The 21,840-nt window shown below is 69.4% G+C and carries 14 protein-coding genes and 1 tRNA gene; 7 read left to right on the forward strand and 8 right to left on the reverse strand.

Annotation, left to right across the window (positions count from 1 at the left end; all coding sequences use genetic code 11):
* Positions 1 to 41 precede the first annotated feature (41 nt).
* The gene (locus Poly30_RS20975) at positions 42 to 1,865 is read left to right on the forward strand and encodes a Xaa-Pro dipeptidyl-peptidase (protein WP_145201907.1); all 1,824 of its coding nucleotides are present in this window, start codon (positions 42 to 44) and stop codon (positions 1,863 to 1,865) included.
* 13 nt (positions 1,866 to 1,878) lie between these two features.
* Here Poly30_RS20975 and Poly30_RS20980 read toward each other — a convergent pair whose 3' ends face one another.
* The 3 genes from Poly30_RS20980 to Poly30_RS20990 all read right to left on the reverse strand — a co-directional run bounded on the left by Poly30_RS20980 (position 1,879) and on the right by Poly30_RS20990 (position 6,778).
* Positions 1,879 to 2,664, reverse strand: a complete 786-nt coding sequence (locus Poly30_RS20980; protein ID WP_419190447.1) for an FAD-dependent thymidylate synthase — start codon at positions 2,662 to 2,664, stop codon at positions 1,879 to 1,881.
* A gap of 89 nt (positions 2,665 to 2,753) precedes the next feature.
* Positions 2,754 to 5,768: a hypothetical protein gene (locus tag Poly30_RS20985; RefSeq protein WP_145201913.1), complete on the reverse strand. Its 3,015-nt coding sequence runs from the start codon at positions 5,766 to 5,768 to the stop codon at positions 2,754 to 2,756.
* On the reverse strand, positions 5,765 to 6,778 hold the full coding sequence (locus Poly30_RS20990; RefSeq protein WP_145201916.1) for an asparaginase: 1,014 nt from the start codon (positions 6,776 to 6,778) through the stop codon (positions 5,765 to 5,767). Before Poly30_RS20990 ends, Poly30_RS20985 begins: the two co-directional genes overlap by 4 nt.
* Before the next feature lie 163 nt (positions 6,779 to 6,941).
* On the opposite strand from Poly30_RS20990, the gene Poly30_RS20995 reads away from it, so the two are divergent.
* From Poly30_RS20995 to Poly30_RS21005, 3 genes are all read left to right on the forward strand, one after another.
* Positions 6,942 to 7,538, forward strand: coding sequence for a bifunctional nuclease family protein (locus tag Poly30_RS20995; RefSeq protein WP_145201919.1), 597 nt, complete (start codon positions 6,942 to 6,944; stop codon positions 7,536 to 7,538).
* Positions 7,535 to 9,469 (forward strand): hypothetical protein, encoded by a 1,935-nt coding sequence (locus Poly30_RS21000; protein ID WP_145201922.1) that lies wholly within the window; start codon positions 7,535 to 7,537, stop codon positions 9,467 to 9,469. Before Poly30_RS20995 ends, Poly30_RS21000 begins: the two co-directional genes overlap by 4 nt.
* 46 nt (positions 9,470 to 9,515) lie before the next feature.
* Positions 9,516 to 9,605, forward strand: a tRNA-Ser gene (locus tag Poly30_RS21005).
* Positions 9,606 to 9,625: 20 nt separating this feature from the next.
* Here Poly30_RS21005 and Poly30_RS21010 read toward each other — a convergent pair.
* The 5 genes from Poly30_RS21010 to Poly30_RS21030 form a co-directional block, all read right to left on the reverse strand.
* A complete protein-coding gene (locus Poly30_RS21010; RefSeq protein WP_145201925.1) occupies positions 9,626 to 10,120 on the reverse strand; it encodes a glutathione peroxidase in 495 nt (164 codons plus the stop codon).
* A 489-nt stretch (positions 10,121 to 10,609) separates the two neighbouring features.
* On the reverse strand, positions 10,610 to 13,933 hold the full coding sequence (locus Poly30_RS21015) for a UvrD-helicase domain-containing protein (RefSeq protein WP_145201928.1): 3,324 nt from the start codon (positions 13,931 to 13,933) through the stop codon (positions 10,610 to 10,612).
* Positions 13,930 to 16,848 carry a PD-(D/E)XK nuclease family protein gene (locus tag Poly30_RS21020; protein WP_145201931.1) on the reverse strand — a complete coding sequence of 973 codons (2,919 nt, stop codon included), beginning with the start codon at positions 16,846 to 16,848 and terminating at the stop codon, positions 13,930 to 13,932. Before Poly30_RS21020 ends, Poly30_RS21015 begins: the two co-directional genes overlap by 4 nt.
* Before the next feature lie 74 nt (positions 16,849 to 16,922).
* Positions 16,923 to 17,798, reverse strand: a complete 876-nt coding sequence (locus Poly30_RS21025) for a dienelactone hydrolase family protein (RefSeq protein WP_145201934.1) — start codon at positions 17,796 to 17,798, stop codon at positions 16,923 to 16,925.
* A 38-nt stretch (positions 17,799 to 17,836) separates the two neighbouring features.
* Positions 17,837 to 19,429 carry a PQQ-dependent sugar dehydrogenase gene (locus Poly30_RS21030; protein ID WP_145201937.1) on the reverse strand — a complete coding sequence of 531 codons (1,593 nt, stop codon included), beginning with the start codon at positions 19,427 to 19,429 and terminating at the stop codon, positions 17,837 to 17,839.
* 128 nt (positions 19,430 to 19,557) lie between these two features.
* Between Poly30_RS21030 and Poly30_RS21035 the strand changes: the two genes are divergently transcribed.
* Genes Poly30_RS21035 through Poly30_RS21045 form a run of 3 tightly spaced genes read left to right on the forward strand, consistent with a single transcriptional unit; the run spans position 19,558 to position 21,776 of the window.
* Complete coding sequence (locus tag Poly30_RS21035; protein ID WP_145201939.1) at positions 19,558 to 20,157, forward strand: RNA polymerase sigma factor; 600 nt, start codon at positions 19,558 to 19,560, stop codon at positions 20,155 to 20,157.
* A complete protein-coding gene (locus Poly30_RS21040) occupies positions 20,154 to 20,675 on the forward strand; it encodes a hypothetical protein (protein WP_145201942.1) in 522 nt (173 codons plus the stop codon). Before Poly30_RS21035 ends, Poly30_RS21040 begins: the two co-directional genes overlap by 4 nt.
* A gap of 60 nt (positions 20,676 to 20,735) precedes the next feature.
* On the forward strand, positions 20,736 to 21,776 hold the full coding sequence (locus Poly30_RS21045; protein WP_145201945.1) for a hypothetical protein: 1,041 nt from the start codon (positions 20,736 to 20,738) through the stop codon (positions 21,774 to 21,776).
* Positions 21,777 to 21,840: the final 64 nt, after the last annotated feature.

A 21,840-nucleotide genomic window follows, 5' to 3' on the forward strand; every position in this document is an offset into this window, starting at 1 on the left:
ATGGGGACCTGTCCACTCCCAGCTACCCGAGCCCACACTCCATGCTTCAGCTCACCCCCGCTGCTCTCTTCTTCGTCGCGCTCGCCCCTGGCGGCGCCGCGCCCACCCAGGACGCCCGCCCCGTCTTCAAGGACGGCGAGGCCCAGATCGTCGACGCCTTCAAGGACAGCAAGGAATGGCTCCAGGAATCGCTCTGGGTGGAAACCGAGTTCGACTCCGACCGCGACGGTGAACTCGACCGCGTGTACGTCGACGTGACGCGCCCGGGCCAGACCGCGACCGAGGGCCTCAAGGTTCCCGCCGTCTACGAGACGAGCCCCTACTACTGGGGCGTGAGCGGCGCGGACTCTTCCTTCTTCTGGGACCCCAACCACGAGATCGGCGCGACGCCGCCCGAGCGCCCGAGCCCGCCCGAGATCGAGCGCCCCGAGTTCCGCGCCCTGAACTCAAGGAGCTACATCCGCCAGTTCGTCCCGCGCGGCTTCGCCATGGTCCACTCGGCCTCCCCGGGCACCGGCTACAGCGAAGGTTGCCCGACGATCGGCGGCATGAACGAGGCCCTCGCACCGAAGGCCGTCATCGATTGGCTGAACGGCCGGGCCAAGGGCTTCACGACGATCGACGGCGACGAGGAGATCCGGGCCGACTGGTGCACGGGCAAGGTCGGCATGATCGGCACCTCCTACAACGGCACGCTGCCCCTGGCCGCCGCCACCACCGGCGTCGAGGGCCTGGAGGCGATCATCCCCGTCGCCCCGAACACCTCGTACTACCACTACTACCGATCGAACGGCCTCGTGCGTCACCCCGGCGGCTACATGGGCGAGGACATCGACGTGCTCTACGACTTCGTGCACAGCGGCGATCCCGCCGGCCGCGCCAACTGCAACCAGATCGTCCGCGAGGACGACATGGAGAGGAACCAGGACCGCGTCACCGGCGACTACAACGACTTCTGGGCGGGCCGCGACTACGGCAACCAGCTCGACAAGGTGAAGGCCGCCGTTCTCATGGCCCACGGCTTCAACGACTGGAACGTGATGCCCGAGCACAGCGTTCGGATTTACGAGGCGCTCAAGGCCAAGGGCCTCCCGACGATGTGCTATTACCACCAGGGAGGCCACGGCGGCGATCCGCCCCTCTCCATGGTCAACAAGTGGTTCACCCACTACCTCTACGGCGTCCCGAACGACGTCGACGACATGCCCCGGGCCTGGATCGTGCGCGAGGACGCGGCCAAGAACGAGCCGACGCCGTACGCCGACTACCCGAACCCGAACGCCGCGCCCGTGACGCTGCGTCCGAGCGGCGACGGCAACGCGATCGGCACCCTCTCCATGGCCGCCGGTACCGGCACAGAGGACATCGTCGACGCCCGCGCCACGCTGAGCGCCACCCACGCCATGGCGGCGGAGTCGAAGTCCCGCCTCCTCTTCGCCAGCCCGGTTCTCGAGGCGCCCGTGCATCTCTCCGGCCACTACGAGGTCAAGCTGCGCGTCGCGTCGAGCACGCCCGCGGCGAACCTGTCCGTCTACCTCGTTTCCCTGCCCTGGGTCGAAGACGCGAAACAGATCACCCAGAACCTCATCTCGCGCGGCTGGGCCGACCCCCAGAACGCGAAGTCCATCCGCGAATCCGAGCCCCTGAAGCCCGGACAGTTCGTGGACCAGAGCTTCCAGCTGATGCCCGACGACCAGATCATCCCGGTCGGCGAGCAGATCGGCCTGATGATCTTCTGCACGGACCCGGAGTTCACGCTTCAGCCGAAGGACGGCACCGTCCTCTCGGTCGACCTCGCGGGGTCCTCGATCTCGCTTCCCGTGGTCGGCGGCGAGGCCGCGTGGAAGGCCGCCATCGGGAAGTAGCTCTCCTTCCGTTTCAGTCCAGATCGAGCTGGGCGCCCACGCGCTCCAGGTCGTCCTTCACGAGTTCCGCGATCCCGCGCGCGAAGGCGCGGATCTCGAACTGTGCGTCCTTCTTGAGGCGCTGATCGAGGAAGTGAAGGACGCCCTGGAGCGACACCGTCCAGTACGCCTGGGTGTAGAGATTCTGGGGCAGGAGCATCCGCGCGATCTCCTTGGCCACCCCGCGTTCGATACGCGCCTCGTAGCGTTCGAAGGCCTCGTGGCACTCGGCGAGCATCGCCGCGTGCTCACCCCCGTGGTCGAAGTCCGCGGGGAGATCCACCGACGCCTGCTTGTTGCCGTGGGGCGGGTTCGCGCGCATCGTGCTGGGCACGTAGAACTCGGGCGTCCACTTGACGTAGCGCCCGGAGACCTCGTTCCAGGAGCAGCCCTTGTCGGTATCGAACATCACGTCGAAGACCTCCAGGGATACCTCGTTCCCGTCGACCTCGTAGGTACGCCAGCCGCTTCCGACCTGGTACTTGAACGCCTGACGGAAGACGAAGAGGGGCGCCTTCCAGTGGAAGGTGTAGAACGAGTGCCGGTAGGGCGAGGTGTGTCCGTGCTCCCAGAGGAAAGAGCAGAGCTTCTTGTCCTTCTCGTCGAAGCCGTCTTTCTGCTTGTCGTAGGAGATCCGCGCGCTGTTGACGACCTTGAGGGCCGGGTCCTGCTGCATGCGGTCGACGAGAGCAACGAAGCCGATGCCGTCGCCGAGGGCGTCGACAGCGCCGTCGGGCTGATCGATGGCTTGTGTGGTCATGGTGGGACTATACGTGAGCGCACCGCCCGGTGTCATCGATGAGGTGTCATCGATGAGGTGTCATCGACGAGGCGGCATCCGTGGACGCGCTACTCCAGCCGTCTCCACGCGCTGGAACGGGCTGTCTCCAGCGGGTTTCCTGACGGCCCGGCCATCGCTCGCCGGTAGCGCGCATGGGCCGACGCCACCGGCCGACGAATCGAGGGCAGCATCGCGCGCAGGACGCCCCGCCCGAGGTCGCCCGTTCGATAGGAGCCCAGGAGCGCGCGCAGAGAGCGGGCCGCCTCCGCCTCGCGCGATCCCTCGAGCGCCAGCCACGCGTGGAGCCACCGCGCCTCGGCGAGCCTGCGCTCGTGGTCCTGGGCGACCCCCTCCCCTTCCAGCGCGATCGCCGCCGCCCCGCTCAGGTCCTGCGCCAGAGCGGCGCTACCGGCCTCTGCGGCCACGTGCGCGAGCGCGAGCAGCAGTCGCCCATCGAGGCGCCCCCATCGCGGTTCGGGCCCGATCGCCTCCTCCAGAAGCTCCGACCTCCGGCCCAGCGTCCTGAGTGCCGCCAGCTCCGAGGCCCACAGGAAGCTCGCTTCGATCCGCCGCTGGCGACCGAATCCCGCGCTGGCCGCCGTTTCCTCGGACCGGATCGGCTCCCGGAGGAAACGCGCCAGGAGCGCCCGGCGCTCATCGTCCGGGACGAGCGTCGGATCGAGCCCCGCCACGAGCAGCTCTGCGAGCGCCTCGAGCAGCGCGCCTCGCACGGTCTCGAGCTGCGTGGCCCGGCGCGCTCGGTCTTCGATCTTCCGGAGCGTTCGTGCACCGAGCTGGAAAGCAGTTCCCGCAGCCGATCGACCGACCGAATGCCGCAGGGCGCGCGCCGCGAACGCCGCCGCATCGATCGTCGCGGCGTCAGATCCAACGACTTCGACCGCGGCGTCCAGCACCGCTTCGAGCGCGCGCAGATGCCCTCGACGTCCGAGCACGTCGATCGCCGCCGTCCTCTCGGACTGATCGATGCCGGCTCCAGAGAGCGCCGCGAGGAAAGTTTCCACCGACGGAAGCGCGCCAAGAACCTCCTCCCCCAGTGCATCCAGCGCCCGGAGCCGGAGCGCTCCATCGACGCCGTCGTAGTCCGCCATCAGCCGCTCCGCGCTCGCCTCGTAGGCGCGGGAGGCCCCGGTGCCTCCCGCACCATGGCCACGCTTCAAGAGCTGCAGCGCCGCCTCGAAACGCACGCGTCGCGGGACCGAATCCCCCAGGTACGAAACCAGCCGCTGCCGTCCACCGGGCGTCAGCCCGAGCAGCCCGGCCGCCGACTTCGGAAGCTGCGGCCGCGCATCCTCCGGCGTCTCCGGCCCGTGCATGAGGTGCATCGAACGTCGAAGAGCGCCGTCGATGATCTCCTCGGCGGCGCCGGGATCGACGCGCTGCAGGATCCGGATCGCGCGCGCTGCGGCCGAGTCGAACGGCAAGCGCGCCCCCAGATCCCGGGCAGCCTCCAGTCCGACGAGGCTGCGCTCCGCCAGCAGAGAGACGCGAGCGAACACCTCCTGGTCGCCGACCAGCGCCCCGAGCAGCTCCAGGCTGCCCGCGCCGATGACCTCGGTCGAGGCGCCGGACAGCGAGAGCAACCCGAGGAGCGCGTCCCGGTAGTGACGCGGGTTCCGGTCCCGCGGGAACTGCGCGAGCCAGCGGGCCTGCCGCTCGGTCAGCGCGGGTCCCTCGCCGCCGTGGCCTTCGGCGTCCCACGCCGCGCGCAGCACCGGACCGAGCGCGTCCTGGGGCGCGAGACGACGATCGGACTTCACGAGCCACGCGAAGCTGAGCGAGCGCAGCGTGGGATCCGGATCTTCGAGTGCGAGGACCAGGAGCGGCTCGAAGTCGCCGCGATCGCCATAGGCGTAGCGCGGGCCGACGGCCCGCACCACGGCGTCCCGCACGGCCGACGCGGGATGCTCCAGCCAGAGCGCGAGGGCCTCGACGACCTCGGGACCGCCGCGCCAGCGCTCCGCTCGATCGAGCGCAAACCAGAGTTCCAGCGCCTCGTCCTCGCGGTAGCCGAGACCGAGTTCGAGCTGGCGCGCCAAGGGCAGGATCCGGGCGGCGGCTCGGATCAGGCGATCACGCCGCTCCGTTCCGCCTGCGCCCTCCGACTCCGTCGCCTCGCGGACCGACCGGACGAGCGCCTCGCCGAGCGCGCGGACCGTCTCGTCGCCCAGGTGCCGCGCGTCGATCACGAGCGCATCGAGGAAGGCCTCGACGGTGGCGTCGAGGTCCCGCGATCCATCGCCCATGGATGAGACGATCACCTCGACCGAAGGAGCTGGCACCTCCAGCCCGTCGCGCACCCGTGCCACGAGTTCGAGGCAGGCCAGCGCTCCCGGGTCCGCTCCGAGGTCACGCAGGCTCGCGAGCTCCGCCTTCGTGAGCGGCACGCCGAGTAGATCCTCCATGAAGCCGAGCGCCGGGTCCCAGCCGCCTCGATCGAGTCGAATCAGCGTCTCGCCCGCGATCGGAAGCGCGAGGAGGACCCCCAGCCGTCGCCCTCCCGCCGAGCGAAGCGCCAGCTCGAACAGGTGGTCCGTGAGGTCCGGCTCGAGGCCGCCGAGGGACAGCTCCCGCGCCAGGAACCGAGCGGCGGCCCCATCGAGTGCGCTCGGCTCCAGCGTCCATAGCGCCGCGCGCTCGAGGGCGGCCGCGCGCATCGCCGCGAAGGGCGAGCGCAGTCCGCGGGCGAGACGTTCCTCGAACGCCGGGCCGTCCGAGGCCAGCACGCGGAGCCGCGCGGCGAACAGCTCGATGCGCTCGTCGGGTCGCTCCGCGGCGAGCGCTGGGTCCGCTGTCCGCCCTGCGCGAGACAGGGCCTCGAGCCACGCCAGCTCTTCCATCCATGGGGGCCGCCCGGGGAGCACCGCCTCGACGTCGCCGCGTTCGGCCGGTCCGGAAGGGCCGGCCGAACGCTGGAGCCTCCGGGCGGCGGCGCGGATCCACATCTCCTCGTCGACGTCCGAGGCCTGCGAGCCCATCGCCGGGGAGAGAGTCCCCAAGAGGGCCCCCAACGCGCAAGCGACGAGGACACGCGCGCAGCCGGCTCGCAGAACGTGAAGGATCACGGCAGCGTGATGCGACCGATCACCAGGCCGTCCCAGTTCCGAAGCGTCGTCTGCGCATAGCTCTCCAGCGCGTCGGCGACGGATGCCTCCAGAAGGTCGAGGCGCCGGAGGAGTCCGATCACCACGGCGTGCAACCCGCGCATCCCGCCGTCGTCCATCTTCACCGCGAGCCCCAGGTCGCGGCCAGGCACACCGATGACGTACACAGCTTCGGCGCCGATCTTCGGGAACAGCTTGCCCCCGGACGCCTCGACGAGCGCCGTGCAGATCCGCTTCGAACGACCGGCGAGCAGCACCGGGTGCTTCTGAACGGCGGCGACGACGCGCTCGGCGGCGGCGCGCCGCTCGGGCGCCAGGCCGTCCGGCGTCGTGTAGCGCGCGAAGGCGGTGGCGACGGCGCGCAGCGACATCCGAAACGTCGGCGCGCTGCATCCGTCGGTCGCCCGTCCGAGGCTCTCGGGAGCGACACCGCACATCTCCGCGACGGCCGCGCGCACGAGCACCTGGGACTCCGATTCGAAGTCGAGGTAGCGCGCGGGGTCCGCGCCGAGGTGGCGCGTGAGCGCGAGGAAGCCCGCGTGCTTGCCCGAGCAGTTGTTGTGGATCCGAGCGGGGCGACCGCCGCTCGACTTCAGGGCGAACCGCGCATCGGAGTCGCCGGGAGGCTGCGGCCCGCAGCCTAGCGACTCCGGCCCGAGGCCGATCCGGGCCAGGAGTCCCAGCGCCGTCTCGACGTGGCACGGCTCCGCGTTGTGCGAGGAGACCGCGAGCGCGACCTCCTCGTCGGTCAGGGCGTAGCGCGCCGCGGCCCCGGATTCGAAGAGCGGGAGCACCTGAAGGGCCTTCACCGCGCTCCTCGTGAAGAAAGGATGCTCGATCGTCCCCGCCTGCTCGAGGACGTGCCCGCTCGAATCCACGAGGCACCAGGACCCGCGGTGGACCGATTCGATTCGATCCCCGCGCCACGCGGAGGCGAGCACGGGGTTGTCCGGGTAGCGATCGGGCGTCATGGCGGAAGAGTGTCGCCGCCGATGGCCCCGTCCACAAGGGATGGAACGTCCGAAGGTCCTCCCGAGGAGCCCCCAAGAAGATCCGCGGGGACGGGAGGTTGCAGGTTGCCCGCGCCCTCGCCATGGTCATACTCAAAGGAAGCCCACGAGCCGCCCCTCCACCATGCCGACCTCCGATCCATCGTTCCCCGAGGGTTCCCACCCGAATCCCACGCTGATCCCGCTCCGGCTGGTACGCGTGGTGCTGCGTGAGCGCTCGGATCAGCAGTGGATCTTCCTGGAAGAGAACGACCCGGAGAAGCTCGGTCAGCAGCGCGGATTCCCGATCGTGATCGGGACCGGCGAGGCGGCAGAGATTCACCGGCTGGTGACGGGCGTGACGCCGCAGCGCCCGCTTACCCACCAGCTCACGGTCAGCGCGATCAAGGCGCTCGGGAGCCAGGTGCTCGGCGTGGACATCGTCGACCTTCAGTCGAACACGTTCTACGCCCAGCTGCGGCTCGCGGTGCCCGGGACCGATGGTTCCCTCGAGCAGGAGGTCCTCGTCGACGCGCGCCCCAGCGATGCGCTGGCGATCGCGCTCCGCGCGGGCGCACCGATCCGCGTGGCCGAGTCGGTGCTGGAGGAGGTCCGGAGCGACAAGTCCCAGGACCTGATGCCGGACGAAGATCCGGACGAAGATCCAGACGGGGAGCAGGACGTATTCGGCCTGGAAGGCGACGATTCGGAGTCCGAGGACGACTCTGATCTGGCCGAATGACCGGGGTCGATTCGTCGCCGTCCGCAGCGCCGGGCCAAACGCCCCGGCGCGGACAGCTGGTCGGACTGCTGCTCCTGCTCCTCGTGGTTCCGCTGGGCTTGAGGCTCTGGCCGATCGCCCACGGCGCGCCGCGGGCCGCGTACGTTCCGGACACGCACATCGTCAAGAACGCACTGAACATGGCGAAGGACAAGAACCTCGTCCCGCCGGCCGGTGCGTACTCCAGCTACCCCTACCTGCTGCCCTATACGCTGCTGCCGATCTACGCCGCCGAGTACGCACGCGGCCGGGTCATGGGCGACTGGGCGGGCAGCGGTGAGTTCGGCGCGAAGCTCCAGGAGAACCCGTGGCGCGCGCACCTTCTGGCGCGGATCGTGTGCGCCGTGCTCTCGGCGAGCGTCGCCATCTTTCTCTTCCTGGCCGCGCGCGCCGCCGGGTTCGGGGTCGGAGCCTGGATCGCGGGGTGGTTCGGCGGCACGAGCCTCCTACACGTGCAGATGTCCACCCACGAGCGGCCATGGGCTCCCTTGACCGCGATGCTGGCGGCGACCGTTTGGGGCGCGGCGGTTCACACGCGAACCGGCTCGCTGCGTTCACTGCTGCTCACCGGCGTGATCGCCTCGATGGCGTTCTCCACCCTGCCCGTCGGTGGACTCGCGCTCCTCATGGCCGGTGTTGCCTGGGCACTGGCGCCGAGGCCCGAAGGCGAGCTGCTGGCGCCTGCCAGGACGGCGTTCCTCAAGCGCGTCGTGCGCGGCTTCGCCTGCGTCGGTCTCTTCGTCGCCCTCGCTGCCGTCGTCGGCTACCCGTTCTATCTCCGCTACGGAGAAGGCGCGGTGACCGGCGTCGCGGCGGGTGACCTCGTCACCGAGGACATGTGGACGATCCAGTTCGGAGGAACGCAGATGCGCGTCGGCTTCAGCCTGGCGACGCTCCAGGGGCTGATGCGCACGTTCTTCGGCTACGACCCGGTCATCCTGGTGCTGGGTGCACTCGGCGTCTTCAGCGCCTTCCGCCGGCGAGCGCTGATGCCCCTCGGTGCGTTCCTGCTCGTATGGGGAGCGCTGTTCCTCGTCGGCGTCAACGAGCAGGTGCGCTACATCATTCCTGTGGTCGTTCTGATGGCGATGCCCGCGGGCGCCTTCGCGGAGGCGCTGGCGAGGAGGCCGCTGGGCAGGGTGATGGTCGCCGTGCTGATGGTGCTGCCGCTGGTCCAGGCCCTGCGTCTCGGCTACGTGCTGCGCCAGCCCGACACGCGCGCGGTCGCCGAGGAGCTGATCGCCAGACTGCCCGCGGGCGCGATGGTCGCCATCGATGTCTACGGACCGGTGCCGCCCCAGACCCTCGGCGCCCTCGGGACGACGAAGCGCCTGCGTGAACGGGTCGGCTCCGAACTCTACGGCCGCGAGGCGCACCGCCTGATGATGCTGGAGGCCAGCCTGGAGCAGCCGCAGGGTCTGCCGGTGCTCCGACTGGAGGACGTGTTCGAGTACTCGCTCCACAACGGCGAGACGTGGATCCGTGAAGCCTCGTCGGCGACCTCGCCCGCCGCCCTGGACCTCGGTGAGACAGCCGCGTCCGCCCTCGCCGCGATGGGCGCAACGCACCTCCTCCTGACGGATCGCTCCCCCGAGAACGGAGTCCTGCCCCCGCTCCTGGACCCGATGCCGCCGCTACCCCTCCCCGGGCGAGTCGACCCGTCGACGGGCGAGGTGCTTCCCGGCGGGCCCGGCAGGAAGCTGGCGCCACTGGAACTCCCGGCGTCCCCCGTCTGGACGGTCCACCCGGCGTGGAGCGTGGCCAGCGTCCCCGAGGACGCGGCGCCGGTTCCGGACGCCCATTTACCCACCACGCTCGACTTTCCGCTCCTGGATCTGTGGCGCGTGCGGCGACCCGGACCAAAGCTGGAGCTTTACGAGCTTCCGCGCTAAGCTTCTCGGCGTCCGAGCGAGGCCGAGAGCGGCGCGCGCGGATGGAGGAGGCGTGGCAGAGCCTGGCTGAATGCACCGGTTTTGAAAACCGACGTGGGGCAACCCACCGGGGGTTCGAATCCCTCCGCCTCCGCCACTTCGTTCCGGATCGGGTCGCTACAGGCTCGCCATCTTGTCGATCGCCCCGCGCAGCTCGGGCCCCGTGGGCTTCGCCTTGCTCTCGAAGAAGAGGGCGGACGTACCGTCCTTGGACACGACGTACTTGCAGAAGTTCCAGCCCGGGCGCTTGCCGGTCATCGTCGCGAGCGCATCGAAGATGGCGCTGTCCCCTTCCTTCGTGCCGACCTTCTCCAGCATGTCGAAGGTCACGCCGTAGTTTTCGGAGCAGAACGCCTGGATTTCCTCCGCGGTGCCCGGCTCCTGGCCTCCGAAGTCGTTGCTGGGGATCCCGACGAGGGCGAAGTCCTCTCCGCCGAGCTCCTCGGAGAGCTTCTGAAGGTCCGCGTACTGGGGCGTGTACCCGCACTTGCTCGCCACGTTCACGAAGACCGTGACCTTGCCAGCGTACTTCGAGAGATCGACGGGCTCGCCGCCGAGGGTGTTCATGGAGAGGGCGTAGACGGACTCTGACGGGATCTCGGGGAGGGTCATGGAGGCTTCGGTTGATCGGGCTTCGGGTTGGGTCGCTTCGGAGGAAGCGGGGCTGGATGCACCCTCGGTCTCGCCGGGGGAGGCGGGGGAGCCGCAGGAGGCGAGGATGAGGAGAGCGGCAGGGGCAGCCAGGGTGAGGTAACGCATGGTGGAGGGAGGCCTTGGAGGGGGTGCTGGGAGAGCCGGAAGAGAATGAAATCCCGGAAACGGCGTGGCGTCAGGCCACAGGTGTCTCCATCGGGCTTTTCGCGCGAGCTGAGTCCCTGGATGCTCCAGTATGGGGTCCAGGCCGCGTCATCGGGCTCCAGGGTGGTCACGAGCCTCTGGTAGCTCCTGGCGACCGGCATCATCGGGACGTCGAGGGAGCGGATTCTGTCCGAGGACAAGACGGTGACGAAGACCGCGGAGCCGGGCTGACCGGTCTCCCGAGAGCCCTCCCGAGGATTGGGCGGCCAATGTTTTAAGGTCCACGATCGAACCCGGTTCTCACTACGCCGCCACGATCGTCTCCTGCCCGGCGCCCGGAAGCCAGACGATCAGGCACTCGATCGACGCCTCTTCGAGTTCGAAGAGCTCCCCCACCGCCCTGCGGTAGTCCTCGAGCTGGGCCCGATGTCGGCGCAGGATCTCGGCGGAGTCTCTCGCGGGCTCCGTCTTGAAGTCGACGATCTGCGCGCCGACCACCGTGTCACCTTCCATTCGCAGCAAGAGGCGATCGATGGTTCCCCGCCAGCGCATCGGATCGCGGTCGAGGTCCGAGATCTCCACGTCGAACATGCGCTCGGTGGCGAGGCGGTACTCCGTCTCTGGCTCGACGAAGAGGTGCGCCAGCGCCTTGGACTTTCGCGCCGAATGAAAGCGCGCGAGCGCCTCGTCCACCTCGGCATCGCCCGCGTGCATCCGAGGGAGACGGCGCGTGCAGATCTGATGCAGCTCCTCGTCGCTGCGCGGATCGTCGTTCGACCAGTGGTAATCTTCGAACAGGGCGTGCACGAGGACACCCAGCCTTCGCCCCTCGTCGTTCACGGGCGCGAACAGGTCGAGCGCTTCCGCCGCGACCGGAAAGTCCTCGCGGCTGCTGAACACGTGGTGCTGACGCGAGGCGACCTTCAGCTCGCCGTCGTGGTGGCCGTGGCCCGCCTTCAGCTCCAGCGGACGCTCCTCCACGAACACCCTGGGCGTCACCGGCTCGTCCCCCGAGCCGGCCGACCAGCTCGGATCCGAGTCCGGATGCTCCCACAGGAGCGACGCCTGCCCCTCCTCCGACTCCGCTTCGGGATCACCATCCCGCGCGCCCGTTCCGAGCTTCATCAGCGGCTCCGCCACGAGGCTCGCGTGCTGCAGCGACGGGGTCTTGGCGGACTTCGACGGTACCGGCACGATCAGCTCGACGCAGTGCACGGCCCGCGTGATGGCCACGTAGAGGCCTGAGAGCGCGTCGGTCATCGAACGCTGCTCCTCGCTCCTGTAGAGTTCACCGAGCTGCTCATGGTGATGCGCCACCTCCTTGGTCGGACACGCCGTCGCCACCGTCGGCGGATCGACCTCGTTGCGCCGGCCTCCGATGAAGCCCGACGGCGCCAGTCGAATGCCCTTCCCGAGCTCCGGCAGCACGACGATGTCGAACTCCAGGCCCTTCGACGCGTGGATCGTCATCACCTTGACCGTCGACGCCGTGGGGTCCGGCACGCGGGTCTCGCGGATCTTGTCCACGAAGTCCACGGGGCGCAGGCCCGGGCGCTCGTCGAAGGCGAGCGCCAGCTCGACCAGCTGCTCCAGTCGGCGCACGTCCCAGGCGGAACTCGTATCGCCCAGGAGCGCCGCGTGCTCATCGACGAACGCTCCGTAGCCGCGGCGCATCAGCTCGTTCCTCACGCGGTTCGACGCGAGCTGTGCGGCCTCCCGCCCCTCCGCCGTGCCAATGCCTTCGGGAAGAACCCCGTAGCGCGCGGCGAACGGAGAGCGCGCGACCTGGAGCGCCGCCACCCCGTCGCCGGGGTGATCCCCGAGCTGCAGGAGCGCGAGGATCCACGTCACCCCCATCGCATCGGTCAACGGGTTGCCGCCCTCGTCGCTCGCCTCGATGCCAAGTTCGCCCAGGAGGAAGCGGAGCCGCGCGATCTGCGCCCGCGCCCGCACCAGGACCGCGATGGATGCGTCGGGGTGGGCTTCACGCAGCGCCGCCACGCGCTCGACCGCGAGCCTGATGCAGGGGTCCAGCGTCTTCTCGACGTCCTTGATCGCGGGCCGCGCCTGCCAGAGCCGCGCCTCGCCCGCGAGCTCCGTCTTGGCGGTCGTGTGCTCCGAAAAGTCCGCCGCCCACGCGAGCGTGGCCTGGTACGCCGAGCGTCGATCCGGACCCTGCAGGCACGCCGCCTCCGCGATCGACTCGAAGATCCTGTTGGTGGTATCCATCACGATCGAGGACGAACGGTAGCTCTGCGTGAGCGTCTCCGGCTCCAGCACCGGGTGGCGCTGCGCCATGCGCTGGAGCAGCCGCGGTTCGCCGCCCCGCCAGCCGTAGATCGACTGCTTGACGTCGCCCACGCAGAAGAAACTGCGCTCGCCCGTGCCGTCGCCGAGCACCTCCTGGGCGAGCGGCAGGAGCAGCTGCCACTGGCTCGGGGCCGTGTCCTGGAACTCGTCGAGGAGCAGGTGATCGAGTCGCGCGTCGAGGCGGTAGCCGAGCTCGGTCGTCCAGGTCTCGCTGGCCTGGCGCGCGGGCCCCTCGAGAAGCGCGCGGGGAAAGTCCTGGAATCGGTAGGCGCCGAGTTCGGCGCGCAGGTTGCGATCCGCGTCCGTGAAGTGCGTGAGGAAGGCCTCGGATGCGAGGTTCCGATCGATCAGCTGCTGGACCCGCTGGACGATCACCTGGCGGCCTAGCAGGACGAGCGCGTCCTTCAGCTCCGGATCGATCTCCCGGCGGTCGTAAGGTTCGTCCGCGAGCGCCCTTTGAACGAGTGAGTTCCCGAGCAGCGCTTTCGGCAGCTCTGCTGAATCAGCAGCCTCGAGCAGATCGCGAAGCTCCGCGAGCGTGCTCTCCCAGCGCTTCATCGGCGTCTTGCTCTTGGTCAGCGGCACGGGCGCTTCGTTCGTGGTGCGAATGGCGTCCTGGAGCTCGGCGGCCGACGGTCCTTCGAGGGGCAGGATCTTCCGCCAGGCCCCGGGAACCGCGTCCCGCGCGATCTCCTCGGCGCTCTCGACCGTCTCCACCAGCGCTCGCTCGGCGCCGAGCTGCTCGGCCCCCCGCGTCATGCCCCGCAGAAGCTCGAGCCTGACAGGAAACTCCAGCCCGTCGAGGACCCGCGCAACCGCTTCGGCCACGAGCGCGCGCTCCTCCACCACGTCCGTGATTCGCCACTCGGCGGCGATCGCGAGCTCCATCGCGAAGAGCCGCGCGAGACGCACGAAGAACGCGTCGAGCGTGCGGATCTGAAAGCGATCGATGCGCCGCACGAGGGCCGCGAGGACCTGGGTGCAGTGCGCAGCCGAGAGACCGGCCGCCGCCGCCTCGGGGTTCATGCGCTCGATCGTCTTCAGAAGAAAACCGCGCGCCTCGACGCCCGTTTCGTCGTCACGCGCCGCCTCTCGAACGCGCCCGAGCACGCGGTCCAGGATCTCCCCCGCCGCCTTGCGCGTGAACGTCGTCGCCAGCACCCGATCCGGCTCGACCCCGCACACGAGCAGACCCGCAAAGTGGTTCGCGAGCTGGAAGGTCTTGCCGGTGCCCGCCGACGCCAGCAGCAGACGGTGCGGATTCACCGCGTCCGAGCTGAAGAGATCGTCCACGAATAGCTGCCCTTGACCGCTCATGCTGCACCTCCGTCCGAGCCGAAGCTCTCGTCTTCATCCGCGCCCGAGTCCGGCGGCACGACGAGACCGATGCCGAGCAGCTCCTCTTCGATCGGCTCCAGTCCGCGCGGCTTGCCGAGATCGCGGAAGTCACCCTGGCGAATCTTCGCCGCAACCTCGCGCGCCGTCTCGAGCGCGTCCGCGATCACCGCGGCGTCCCAGCGCACGGGCTTCAGCTCCACGGGGCCGCCGTTCCCGGGAAGGTTCAGGTAGCCGAGTTCGGGCACCTTGCCGCCCTTCTCGAGGTTCCCGGTCAGCTCTTGGGTCATGTGCGCGTAGAGCGGCAGCTGAAGGTCGCGCCACTCCGTCGTGCCTTCCTTGCGGCGGATCTTGCGGTGCACGGACTCAGGCTCGTTGCTCTTGTGACTCGTCTTGTAGTCGAGGACGCGCCAGCGCCCGTCCGCGTGCTGGTCGATGCGGTCGATCTTGCCCTTGACCCAGATCGAATCCGCGCCCTTCATCGTGAGTTCGACGCAGCCCCTGCGTGCGCCCTCCGACTTCGCGTTCGGGCTCCACTCGACCTCTCGGATCCGCCAGCCCTCGGCGGCCGTCGCCGCCTGCCACTTCGCGAAGCTCTGCAGCCGCAGCTTGAGCTGTTCGATCTGCAGCGGCACCGCGGGCAGCACCTCCTCCGGGAAGAACCGCTGGCGCAGGCGCACGACCGTCTTCTCCAGGAAGCGGTAGATCGTCGCCTCGTCCTCAGAGTCCTTCACGGGTCCCCGCGCAAACTCCTCCAGGATCTCGTGCGTGAACGTACCGAAGCTCCGCGGATCCATCTCGCCCAGGCGATCGTCAACGCTTTCCGCGCGGAGGATCCGGCGGATGTGGAACATCACCGGCGACTCCATGTACGCCTTGAACGCGGTGACCGCGAGCGTGTCCGGCGCGGGCCGGTCGAGCACGTACGGCGGGAACTCCTCTTCCCCGTCGTGGTCGACACGCACCACGGGCGCGAAGACCTCGGGAGCGAGCGCGTGATCGACGCGCTCGCCCGCTTCCGCCGGGTCGCACAGGAACGCGAGCCGCGTCGGGAAGATCGGATCGCCATCGCGGGTCTGGCGCCCGCTGACGAACGTGACGCGCTCACCCCGCGACGCGAGCAGCGCGGTCGTGATGTAGATGTCGCGCGCGGTCCGGCGCTCGTCGTCTTCCAGGCCGAGCGCGCCTCGCACGCGATCGGGGAGGAACGAGTCGCCCTCCGCCGAAGCGGGCACCCGCCCCTCGTTGAAGCCCGTCACCACCAGATGCGGCGCCGTATCGAGGAGCAGCTCCAGCCACCCGAGCAGCTCGACGGAAGGCTGATCGGTCGGAACGGGCGCGGGCGCGATGAGCGCTTCCGCCTCGCCGATGCGCAGAAGCAAACCGATCGCCGCCGCGGGCGAGGCCTCGCCGGCGACCTCGGGCGGCGTCGTCTCCAGGGTGACGAGCGCGCTGGCGGCGCCCTCGAGCGAAGCGCGAAGGACGCGGGCGTCCTCCGCGTCCTCGGGCTCGACCTCCTGCAACAGCAGCGGATGGTCGGTGTAGATTCGCCGCAGCGACTCGCGCAGATCGTCGGCGGCGCGCGCCAGGGAGCGGGGCTCGTTCAACGCCAGGGGTCCGAGGATGCCGTGGAGGGCTTCGAGCAATGGCTCGACGTCGCGCCTGCGGCGCGCCGCGTCGGCGACGTCGGGCTCCTGGAGGTCGAATCGTCGGGGCAGGTGCTCGGGCCGATAGTCGTCGAGTCGAAGCACGGGATCGAAGTCCAGCCGTGAGCGGAGCGCTCGCTCCAGGTCCGGATGCCGAACGAGCGCGGCCAGGGACGCCGACGAACGCGTCTCCAGGAACATGCGAAGCTCGGCGAGCAGTCGCGCAGGTGCCGTCCGGGAGAAGGGCGTGCCGGCGGCGTCTCGCGCGCGAACGCCAGCCGCCTCCAGGCGCCGGACGAGGTACGGCACGACCTCGTCGTCCGCCACGCCGATCGACAGGTCACCCGCGTATTCCAGGGACTCCGACGACGCGGCGATCGCGACGGTCAGGCGAGCCTGGTCCTCGGGCGTTCGCACGACGCGCCAGCGCTCCAGCGGCAGGGGCACGCTGCGACCGATCCACGCCTCCGGGCGCAGCGCGCCGAACTCGTCGAAGCCGCCGGCCTCCGATTCGGGCGCGAAGATCAGCACCTCTGTCGTGGTCTCCAGCTCGGCCAGGGCTCGCCGGAGCAATCCGCTGACCTCCACGATCCCGACGAGCATCACCTCGGCGTCCCGCTGGACGCTTCCCTCCGTGAGCGCGGCGAAGCGCCCCTCGTGGGGATCGATCGCTCCGAGGGCGCGCAGCTCCTCGCGCCAGGTGGCCTGGACCGACGCGAGCGATTCCCAGCGCTTCAGCTCGGACGCGGGCACGGATCCGCCGGCGAGGTCAGAGCCCATGCGCTCCCGCACGCGCAGGAAGTCGTACCCCTCGACCGCAAGCTCCGCGTGGACCGTGCGGAGGTCCTCGGCGATGCGCCACCACGCCGAACGATCGGTGCGCGGCGGGACCTGGGCCACGAGTCGGGCGAGGGTCTCGGCGTCCGCCTCTTGGAGCGCGCGCTCCCAGGCCAGCGTCCGGGTCGTTCGGTCGGCGCTGGGCTGGGTGGTGCACAGGAGCTCGTCGACGAGTCGCCCCTGGGTCAGCACGCGCGGCGGAAAGAACCCCTTCCATCCGCGCTCACGCGAGGCCGCGGCGAGGTAGCCGAGCAGCGTTCGCCCGGCGCGCGCGCCGGGCACGGCGACCAGCACATGGGCGAGCCCCATGGGCTCATGGATGCCCTGGACCATTGCCCGCGCTGCGCGCTCGAGCAAGGGCCCGTCCCAGCCAAGAAACCTGCGATTCGTCGAGACCGATGCTGCGTGCGCCATGGGGCAGCAGCTTACTCGGTTCGCGTCCGATCCCGAGGCGAAACCGAACGAGCGCCCCCTCGGGGGCTGCTTGCTCAGAGCGCTCCGAAGAGCACCAGCATTCGCTGGAAGGCGCGTGCCGCCGCCTCCTCGTTCCACGCGGGCGAGTCCGGCACGCACCAGCCGTGATCCGCGGGGTAGACCTCGATCTCGGCCGGGCGATCCGCAGCGTCCGCCGCTTCACGCAGCGAGACCTTCGCCTCGGGATCGCGCTCGTCGTCGTTCTGCGCGATCGCGAAGAGGAACGAGGCTTCGGTCTTCGACAGCAGGCGGTGAGGGCTGTCGGGCGCGTCGGTCGCCAGCCCGCCGCCGTGGAACGACGCCGCGGCGCGAACGCGGCCCGGAGCGGCCGCCGCCGTTCGCACCGTGAAGGAGCCGCCCATGCAGTAGCCACAGCTGCCGATTCCGCGGTTCTTGTCCACGTGCTCCTCAGCGTCGAGGAAGTCGACGAAGGCCCGGGCATCGCGGGTGATGGCCTCGGGGTCGAGCTGCTGGCGCAGGGGCGCGATCTTGGCCTTGCCCTCGGGCGTGCGCCAGTCGGCGAAGGTCTCCAGGAGCGGCGCGGGCTGACCGCGGTAGTACTGATTGACGACAAGGACCGCATGGCCCTCGGCCGCGAGCGCCCGCGCCATGACCCGCTTCGACTCGCGCAGGCCCGCCACGTCCGGCCACATGATCACGGCCGCATGCTGCCCCGTCGCCGGGTGAACGAAAAAGGCATCGGCGATACCGTCCTGCGTCGAGATCTCCACGGTCTGCTCGGTCAACTCGGAGCTCCCAGAACCGCGGAGCGATGCCGCAGAACAGCCCGCCAGCGCAGCGCTGGCGCCAAGGGCCGCGAACTCGCGGCGCGTGAGACCGCGGCGAGAGAGGTTGGCTTCATCGGACCGGGAGGTGAATTCGTCACACATGCTGGGGTCTCCGAGCTTCTTGGGGTCGAACGCGGGCGTCAGGGTCGAAACTGCACGGACAGCGCATCCGAGAAATTGTAGGGCTGGCCGAGCGGCCCGCCCACGTCACGGTACCAGCACTGGAACGCCCACGTCGTTCCCACGCTCACTTCTCCCGCGCCGGCCGCCATGGGAGGCACGCTGGAGTCGACGTTGAGGGTCAGCACACCGGACGCATTCGACTGGGCCACGGGCAGGCGGAAGAGGCCGCCTCCGACGCAGAGGTAGCCGTTGCCCGAGCGAACGTTCGTGACCTCGGAGCCGTAGAAGTAGAGGCCGAAGGACGCGGGTGGGAGTCCATCCACCCGGAAGGAGAGGTCATTGGCGGCGAGGCTCGTCGAGCCAGTCGCGGTGGCGCGCGCGCCCGCCTGACCGGCGGCGTTGGGCGCCGCCACGCAGTAAGAGGTGACGTCCTCATCGCGGCCCAGCCGGTAGAGCTCCTTGTCCGCGTAGTCGATCAGGTAGAGTTCGCCAAAACCGTCCTCGCCGAAGGCCACAGGAGCGGAGAGGTGGCCGCCGCTCGCGGGCTGGAACTGGGCCGTGCGCTCGGTGAAGGCCTCGATCTGACCGCCGGGGCCGCGCCGGAAGCTCCACACACGGCCGCTGCAAAAGTCTGCGTACACGTAGTGCCCCCGCAGATGCGGCAGGTCGGAACCGCGGTAGACGAAGCCCCCGGTGATCGAGCACCCAAGACTGTGGTCATATTCGTAGAGCGGCGGCGTGTAGGAAGCGTCACCGCAGGGCGCGACGCCGGCCGCACAACCGCTCGCGTTGAAGCAGGCCGTGCCCTCCATCACCTTCCAGCCAAAGTTCAGCCCGCCGACTCCCGCTGGCACGAAGTCAATCTCCTCGCGGGTCGCCTGTCCGACGTCCGCGATCCACAGATCACCGGTCACGCGGTCGAAGGACCACTTCCACGGGTGACGGAAGCCACGGTGCCAGATCTCGTCGCGGATCGCTGGGTCCCCGACGAACGGATTGTCCGCGGGGACGGCGTAGGGGAACGCGCTATCGACGTCGATGCGCATCAGGGATCCCATGAGCGTCGACGGATCCTGGGAGTTGCACCCGGGATCGCCAGGGTTGCCGCCGTCCCCGAGGAGCACGTAGAGGTAGCCGTCGCGGCCGAACTCCAGCGACCCGCAGGCGTGGCCGTAGTTCGCCTGGGGCGCGCGCAAGATCTCGACGAGGCTGGCTGGATCGAGGGATCCAGGCTGCGACGCGGAGCGCGTCATCCGCCCGAGCACCGCGTCCACGATCGCCCCCGAGGTGCTCGGCGCGTCGTACCAGCAGTAGACGAAACCGTTGCTCGCGTAGCTGGGATGGAAGGCGACAGCGCGCAGGCCCGTCGAAACGGTGAGGGCAAGAGGAGCGGGAAAATCGAGGAAGAGCGCGGGCTCGATCACGCCGTTCCGAAGGACGCGGACCTGGCCCTCGCGCTCCACCAGAAAGAGTCGATCGTCGCCCGGGATCGACGCCATCGAGATGGGATCGACGAGGCCGTTGGTGGTATCGGCGATGAGCTGGAGGGAGGGCGTCGAGGTCTGGGCGAGGGGCGCAAGGGCCACGAGGAGCAGCTGGGAAGCGAACATCAGGTCAAGGATAGCCGGATCGTATGAAGGATCCGCGATCCATGGTTTTCTCCCTTTCGAACCCAGCGTTCAGCGAGGGCCCGGTGTAACGGAAGGGAACGGGCACCTCGCTCGTCTGCCTCACCCCCATGCACCCCGCCCAGCCCACGACAGATGCTCCCGTCGGATCTCCGACGGACGAGAACGCCGAGATCGAGGCGGTGGCGCGGCGGCTGCGCGAAACGGGCGACGACCTCGGGCGCTGGTACGCCGCCGTCCATCCAGGAGTGCTGCGACTCTGTCGCGGTTTCCTGGCGAGCCGTGCGAGCGCGGAGGATGTCGCCCAGGACATCATGCTGAAGCTGCATGATGCTCTTTCGACCTGGAGTCCCGATCGGTCCTTCGGGGCCTGGTCCAGGGCCGTGGTGCTCAACCACTGCCGCAATCAGATGCGCGCCGATGCGCGGCGGGACGAGCACGAACGCGCGGCTGGCGCGGGCTGGGCCCTGGAGCACGCGCCGAGTCCCGAGGTCGCCGCCGAGAACGGCGAGCTGAGCTCCAGAATCGACGCGGCGCTCCAGCTGCTCCCTCCGCGCGAGCGCGAGGTCTTCGTGCTGGTCGACCTGGAGGGGCTCACCTCGACCGACGCCGCGAGCACCCTCGATGTCTCTGCGTCCACCGTGCGCGCGAGCCTCTCCATGGCACGCCGCAGGCTGCGTGAGGCCCTCACCTCTGGAGACCACCCATGAGTACCGGCGAAGACCAGGATCCGGCCGGCGAGGGGCTCGGCAAGGAGCTCGCCGAGCTGCGCAACCTTTGGCGACAGGAGGCCGCGGAGGCACCGACTCTGCCCGCGGAGCCGCTGTCCGACGCGGACCCCCGGTCCCAGGCCGTCGTGCACTGGCTGCAGGCAGCGTGGGCCGAGGAATCGAAACGGACGGCGCCCGCGGCCTTGCCCGGGTGGGCGAAGCGCGCGACTCCAGCCCGCCCCTCCCGGCCCAAGCGCTGGCGGCTTGCGCTCCATTCCCTCGAGCTCATCGCCGCGCTTCTGATCGTTCACTGGCTGACGTCGCACGCAGTAGAACCGGCGAACGAGCCGGAGCAAACCGTTGCTGGTGTGGTCCAGCCTCCGGCGCCAGTGGAGAACGCCGCGACGCGGTTCGAAGGCGACCGCTTCACCGCCAGCCGCGATCGCATCGAACTCGTCACCGGCAACGTTCGAGTCGTGCTCGTTCAGCCGGGGGCTCCGGCGCGCGCTGAGCGCTGAACGCTGAGCTCCCCCCATCCAACCAAACCATCCCTCCCGTCCCTGACCCAAGACCTCACCATGCGTATTCCAAAGACTGCCTTGGCCCTCGCCTTCTCGCTCATCCCACTCGCGTCGAGCGCCTCACCCACCGCCCCGATCTGGCAGGAGCCCGAGCAGGTGCGCGTCGATACGAAGAAGGCCTCGGAACTGGTGCTCTCGTTCTATCGTCCCGAGACGTCAGCGAGCCGGCTGATCGGGTACTCCGCGGCGCTCACGCCGACGATCGTGATGTGGAAGGAAGTCGATTCCCTGGGGTTCATCGACGAGAAAGTGAGCGACCGTTTCGTTCTCATGGGAGACACCATCGCCGTCCAGGACTTCCCGGAGGGGAGCCGCCAGGCGATGGAGCTGCTCCGGCGCCTCGACCAGGAACTCAAGCCGTCGGAGGAAGCCGACGCGTCCACTCCCGAGGGGTTCGGACAGGCCCGCGTTCGACTTCAGTTCCTGGATACGATGGCCGCGGTTCAGCTCCTTCAATCCAGCGTTCCGGGGCTTCAAATCGGCTACTCCGATGGCGTCCCCGTCCTGACCCTCGGCGGCGCGACCCGCTTCATCGACGACGCCAAGGCCTTGATCGAAGAGGCCGATCGGCCGCTTCCCCAGGTCCTTCTGCACTGGTCCCTCATCGAAGCCGTGGAGCCCGAGGACATGGGGATGAGCGAGCCTGCGTCCGAGGAGATCGGCCAGGCGTTAGCCCAGCTCGCCCCCGGCAAGGTCTTCCGAAAATCGGGCGACTTCCTCGCCCGGGGAACGGCCGGTGCCAACGCGCGCTTCGAGCTGAATAGCTCGATCGACGCGATCCAGGGCACGTCCACCGCACACCCGGGCCAGCTCTTGATCAGCGGTTCACTGAAGAGCTGGTCGCCTGCCGTCCGGGAGCTCGGCATCGACAGATGCGCCATCGAAATTCATCGCATGACGACGGCTGATCCAGGTGGCCTTCGCAAGGTAGAGCAGCTGATGACCGGCCTCTCGATTCGCGCAGGAGAGACCACCGTCGTCGGCTCGATCGGCGGCCAGCAGGTATTCATCGCGGTGACCGTCACCGCCGTGCCGTAGCCACGCCCCCGGGAAAGCGCGAGAGCCCGCGCTCCTCTCATCGAGGAGCGCGGGCTCTTGCTCG

The organism is Saltatorellus ferox (genome assembly GCA_007751475.1).
Taxonomy (GTDB): Bacteria; Planctomycetota; UBA1135; order UBA1135.

Coding starts and splice junctions, on each gene's coding strand:
- Poly30_RS20975 (WP_145201907.1), top strand. CDS start 42: ATGCTTCAGCTCACCCCCGCTGCTCTCTTCTTCGTCGCGCTCGCCCCT.
- Poly30_RS20980 (WP_419190447.1), bottom strand. CDS start 2,664: ATGACCACACAAGCCATCGATCAGCCCGACGGCGCTGTCGACGCCCTC.
- Poly30_RS20990 (WP_145201916.1), bottom strand. CDS start 6,778: ATGACGCCCGATCGCTACCCGGACAACCCCGTGCTCGCCTCCGCGTGG.
- Poly30_RS20995 (WP_145201919.1), top strand. CDS start 6,942: ATGCCGACCTCCGATCCATCGTTCCCCGAGGGTTCCCACCCGAATCCC.
- Poly30_RS21000 (WP_145201922.1), top strand. CDS start 7,535: ATGACCGGGGTCGATTCGTCGCCGTCCGCAGCGCCGGGCCAAACGCCC.
- Poly30_RS21010 (WP_145201925.1), bottom strand. CDS start 10,120: ATGACCCTCCCCGAGATCCCGTCAGAGTCCGTCTACGCCCTCTCCATG.
- Poly30_RS21015 (WP_145201928.1), bottom strand. CDS start 13,933: ATGAGCGGTCAAGGGCAGCTATTCGTGGACGATCTCTTCAGCTCGGAC.
- Poly30_RS21020 (WP_145201931.1), bottom strand. CDS start 16,848: ATGGCGCACGCAGCATCGGTCTCGACGAATCGCAGGTTTCTTGGCTGG.
- Poly30_RS21025 (WP_145201934.1), bottom strand. CDS start 17,798: ATGTGTGACGAATTCACCTCCCGGTCCGATGAAGCCAACCTCTCTCGC.
- Poly30_RS21030 (WP_145201937.1), bottom strand. CDS start 19,429: ATGTTCGCTTCCCAGCTGCTCCTCGTGGCCCTTGCGCCCCTCGCCCAG.
- Poly30_RS21035 (WP_145201939.1), top strand. CDS start 19,558: ATGCACCCCGCCCAGCCCACGACAGATGCTCCCGTCGGATCTCCGACG.
- Poly30_RS21040 (WP_145201942.1), top strand. CDS start 20,154: ATGAGTACCGGCGAAGACCAGGATCCGGCCGGCGAGGGGCTCGGCAAG.
- Poly30_RS21045 (WP_145201945.1), top strand. CDS start 20,736: ATGCGTATTCCAAAGACTGCCTTGGCCCTCGCCTTCTCGCTCATCCCA.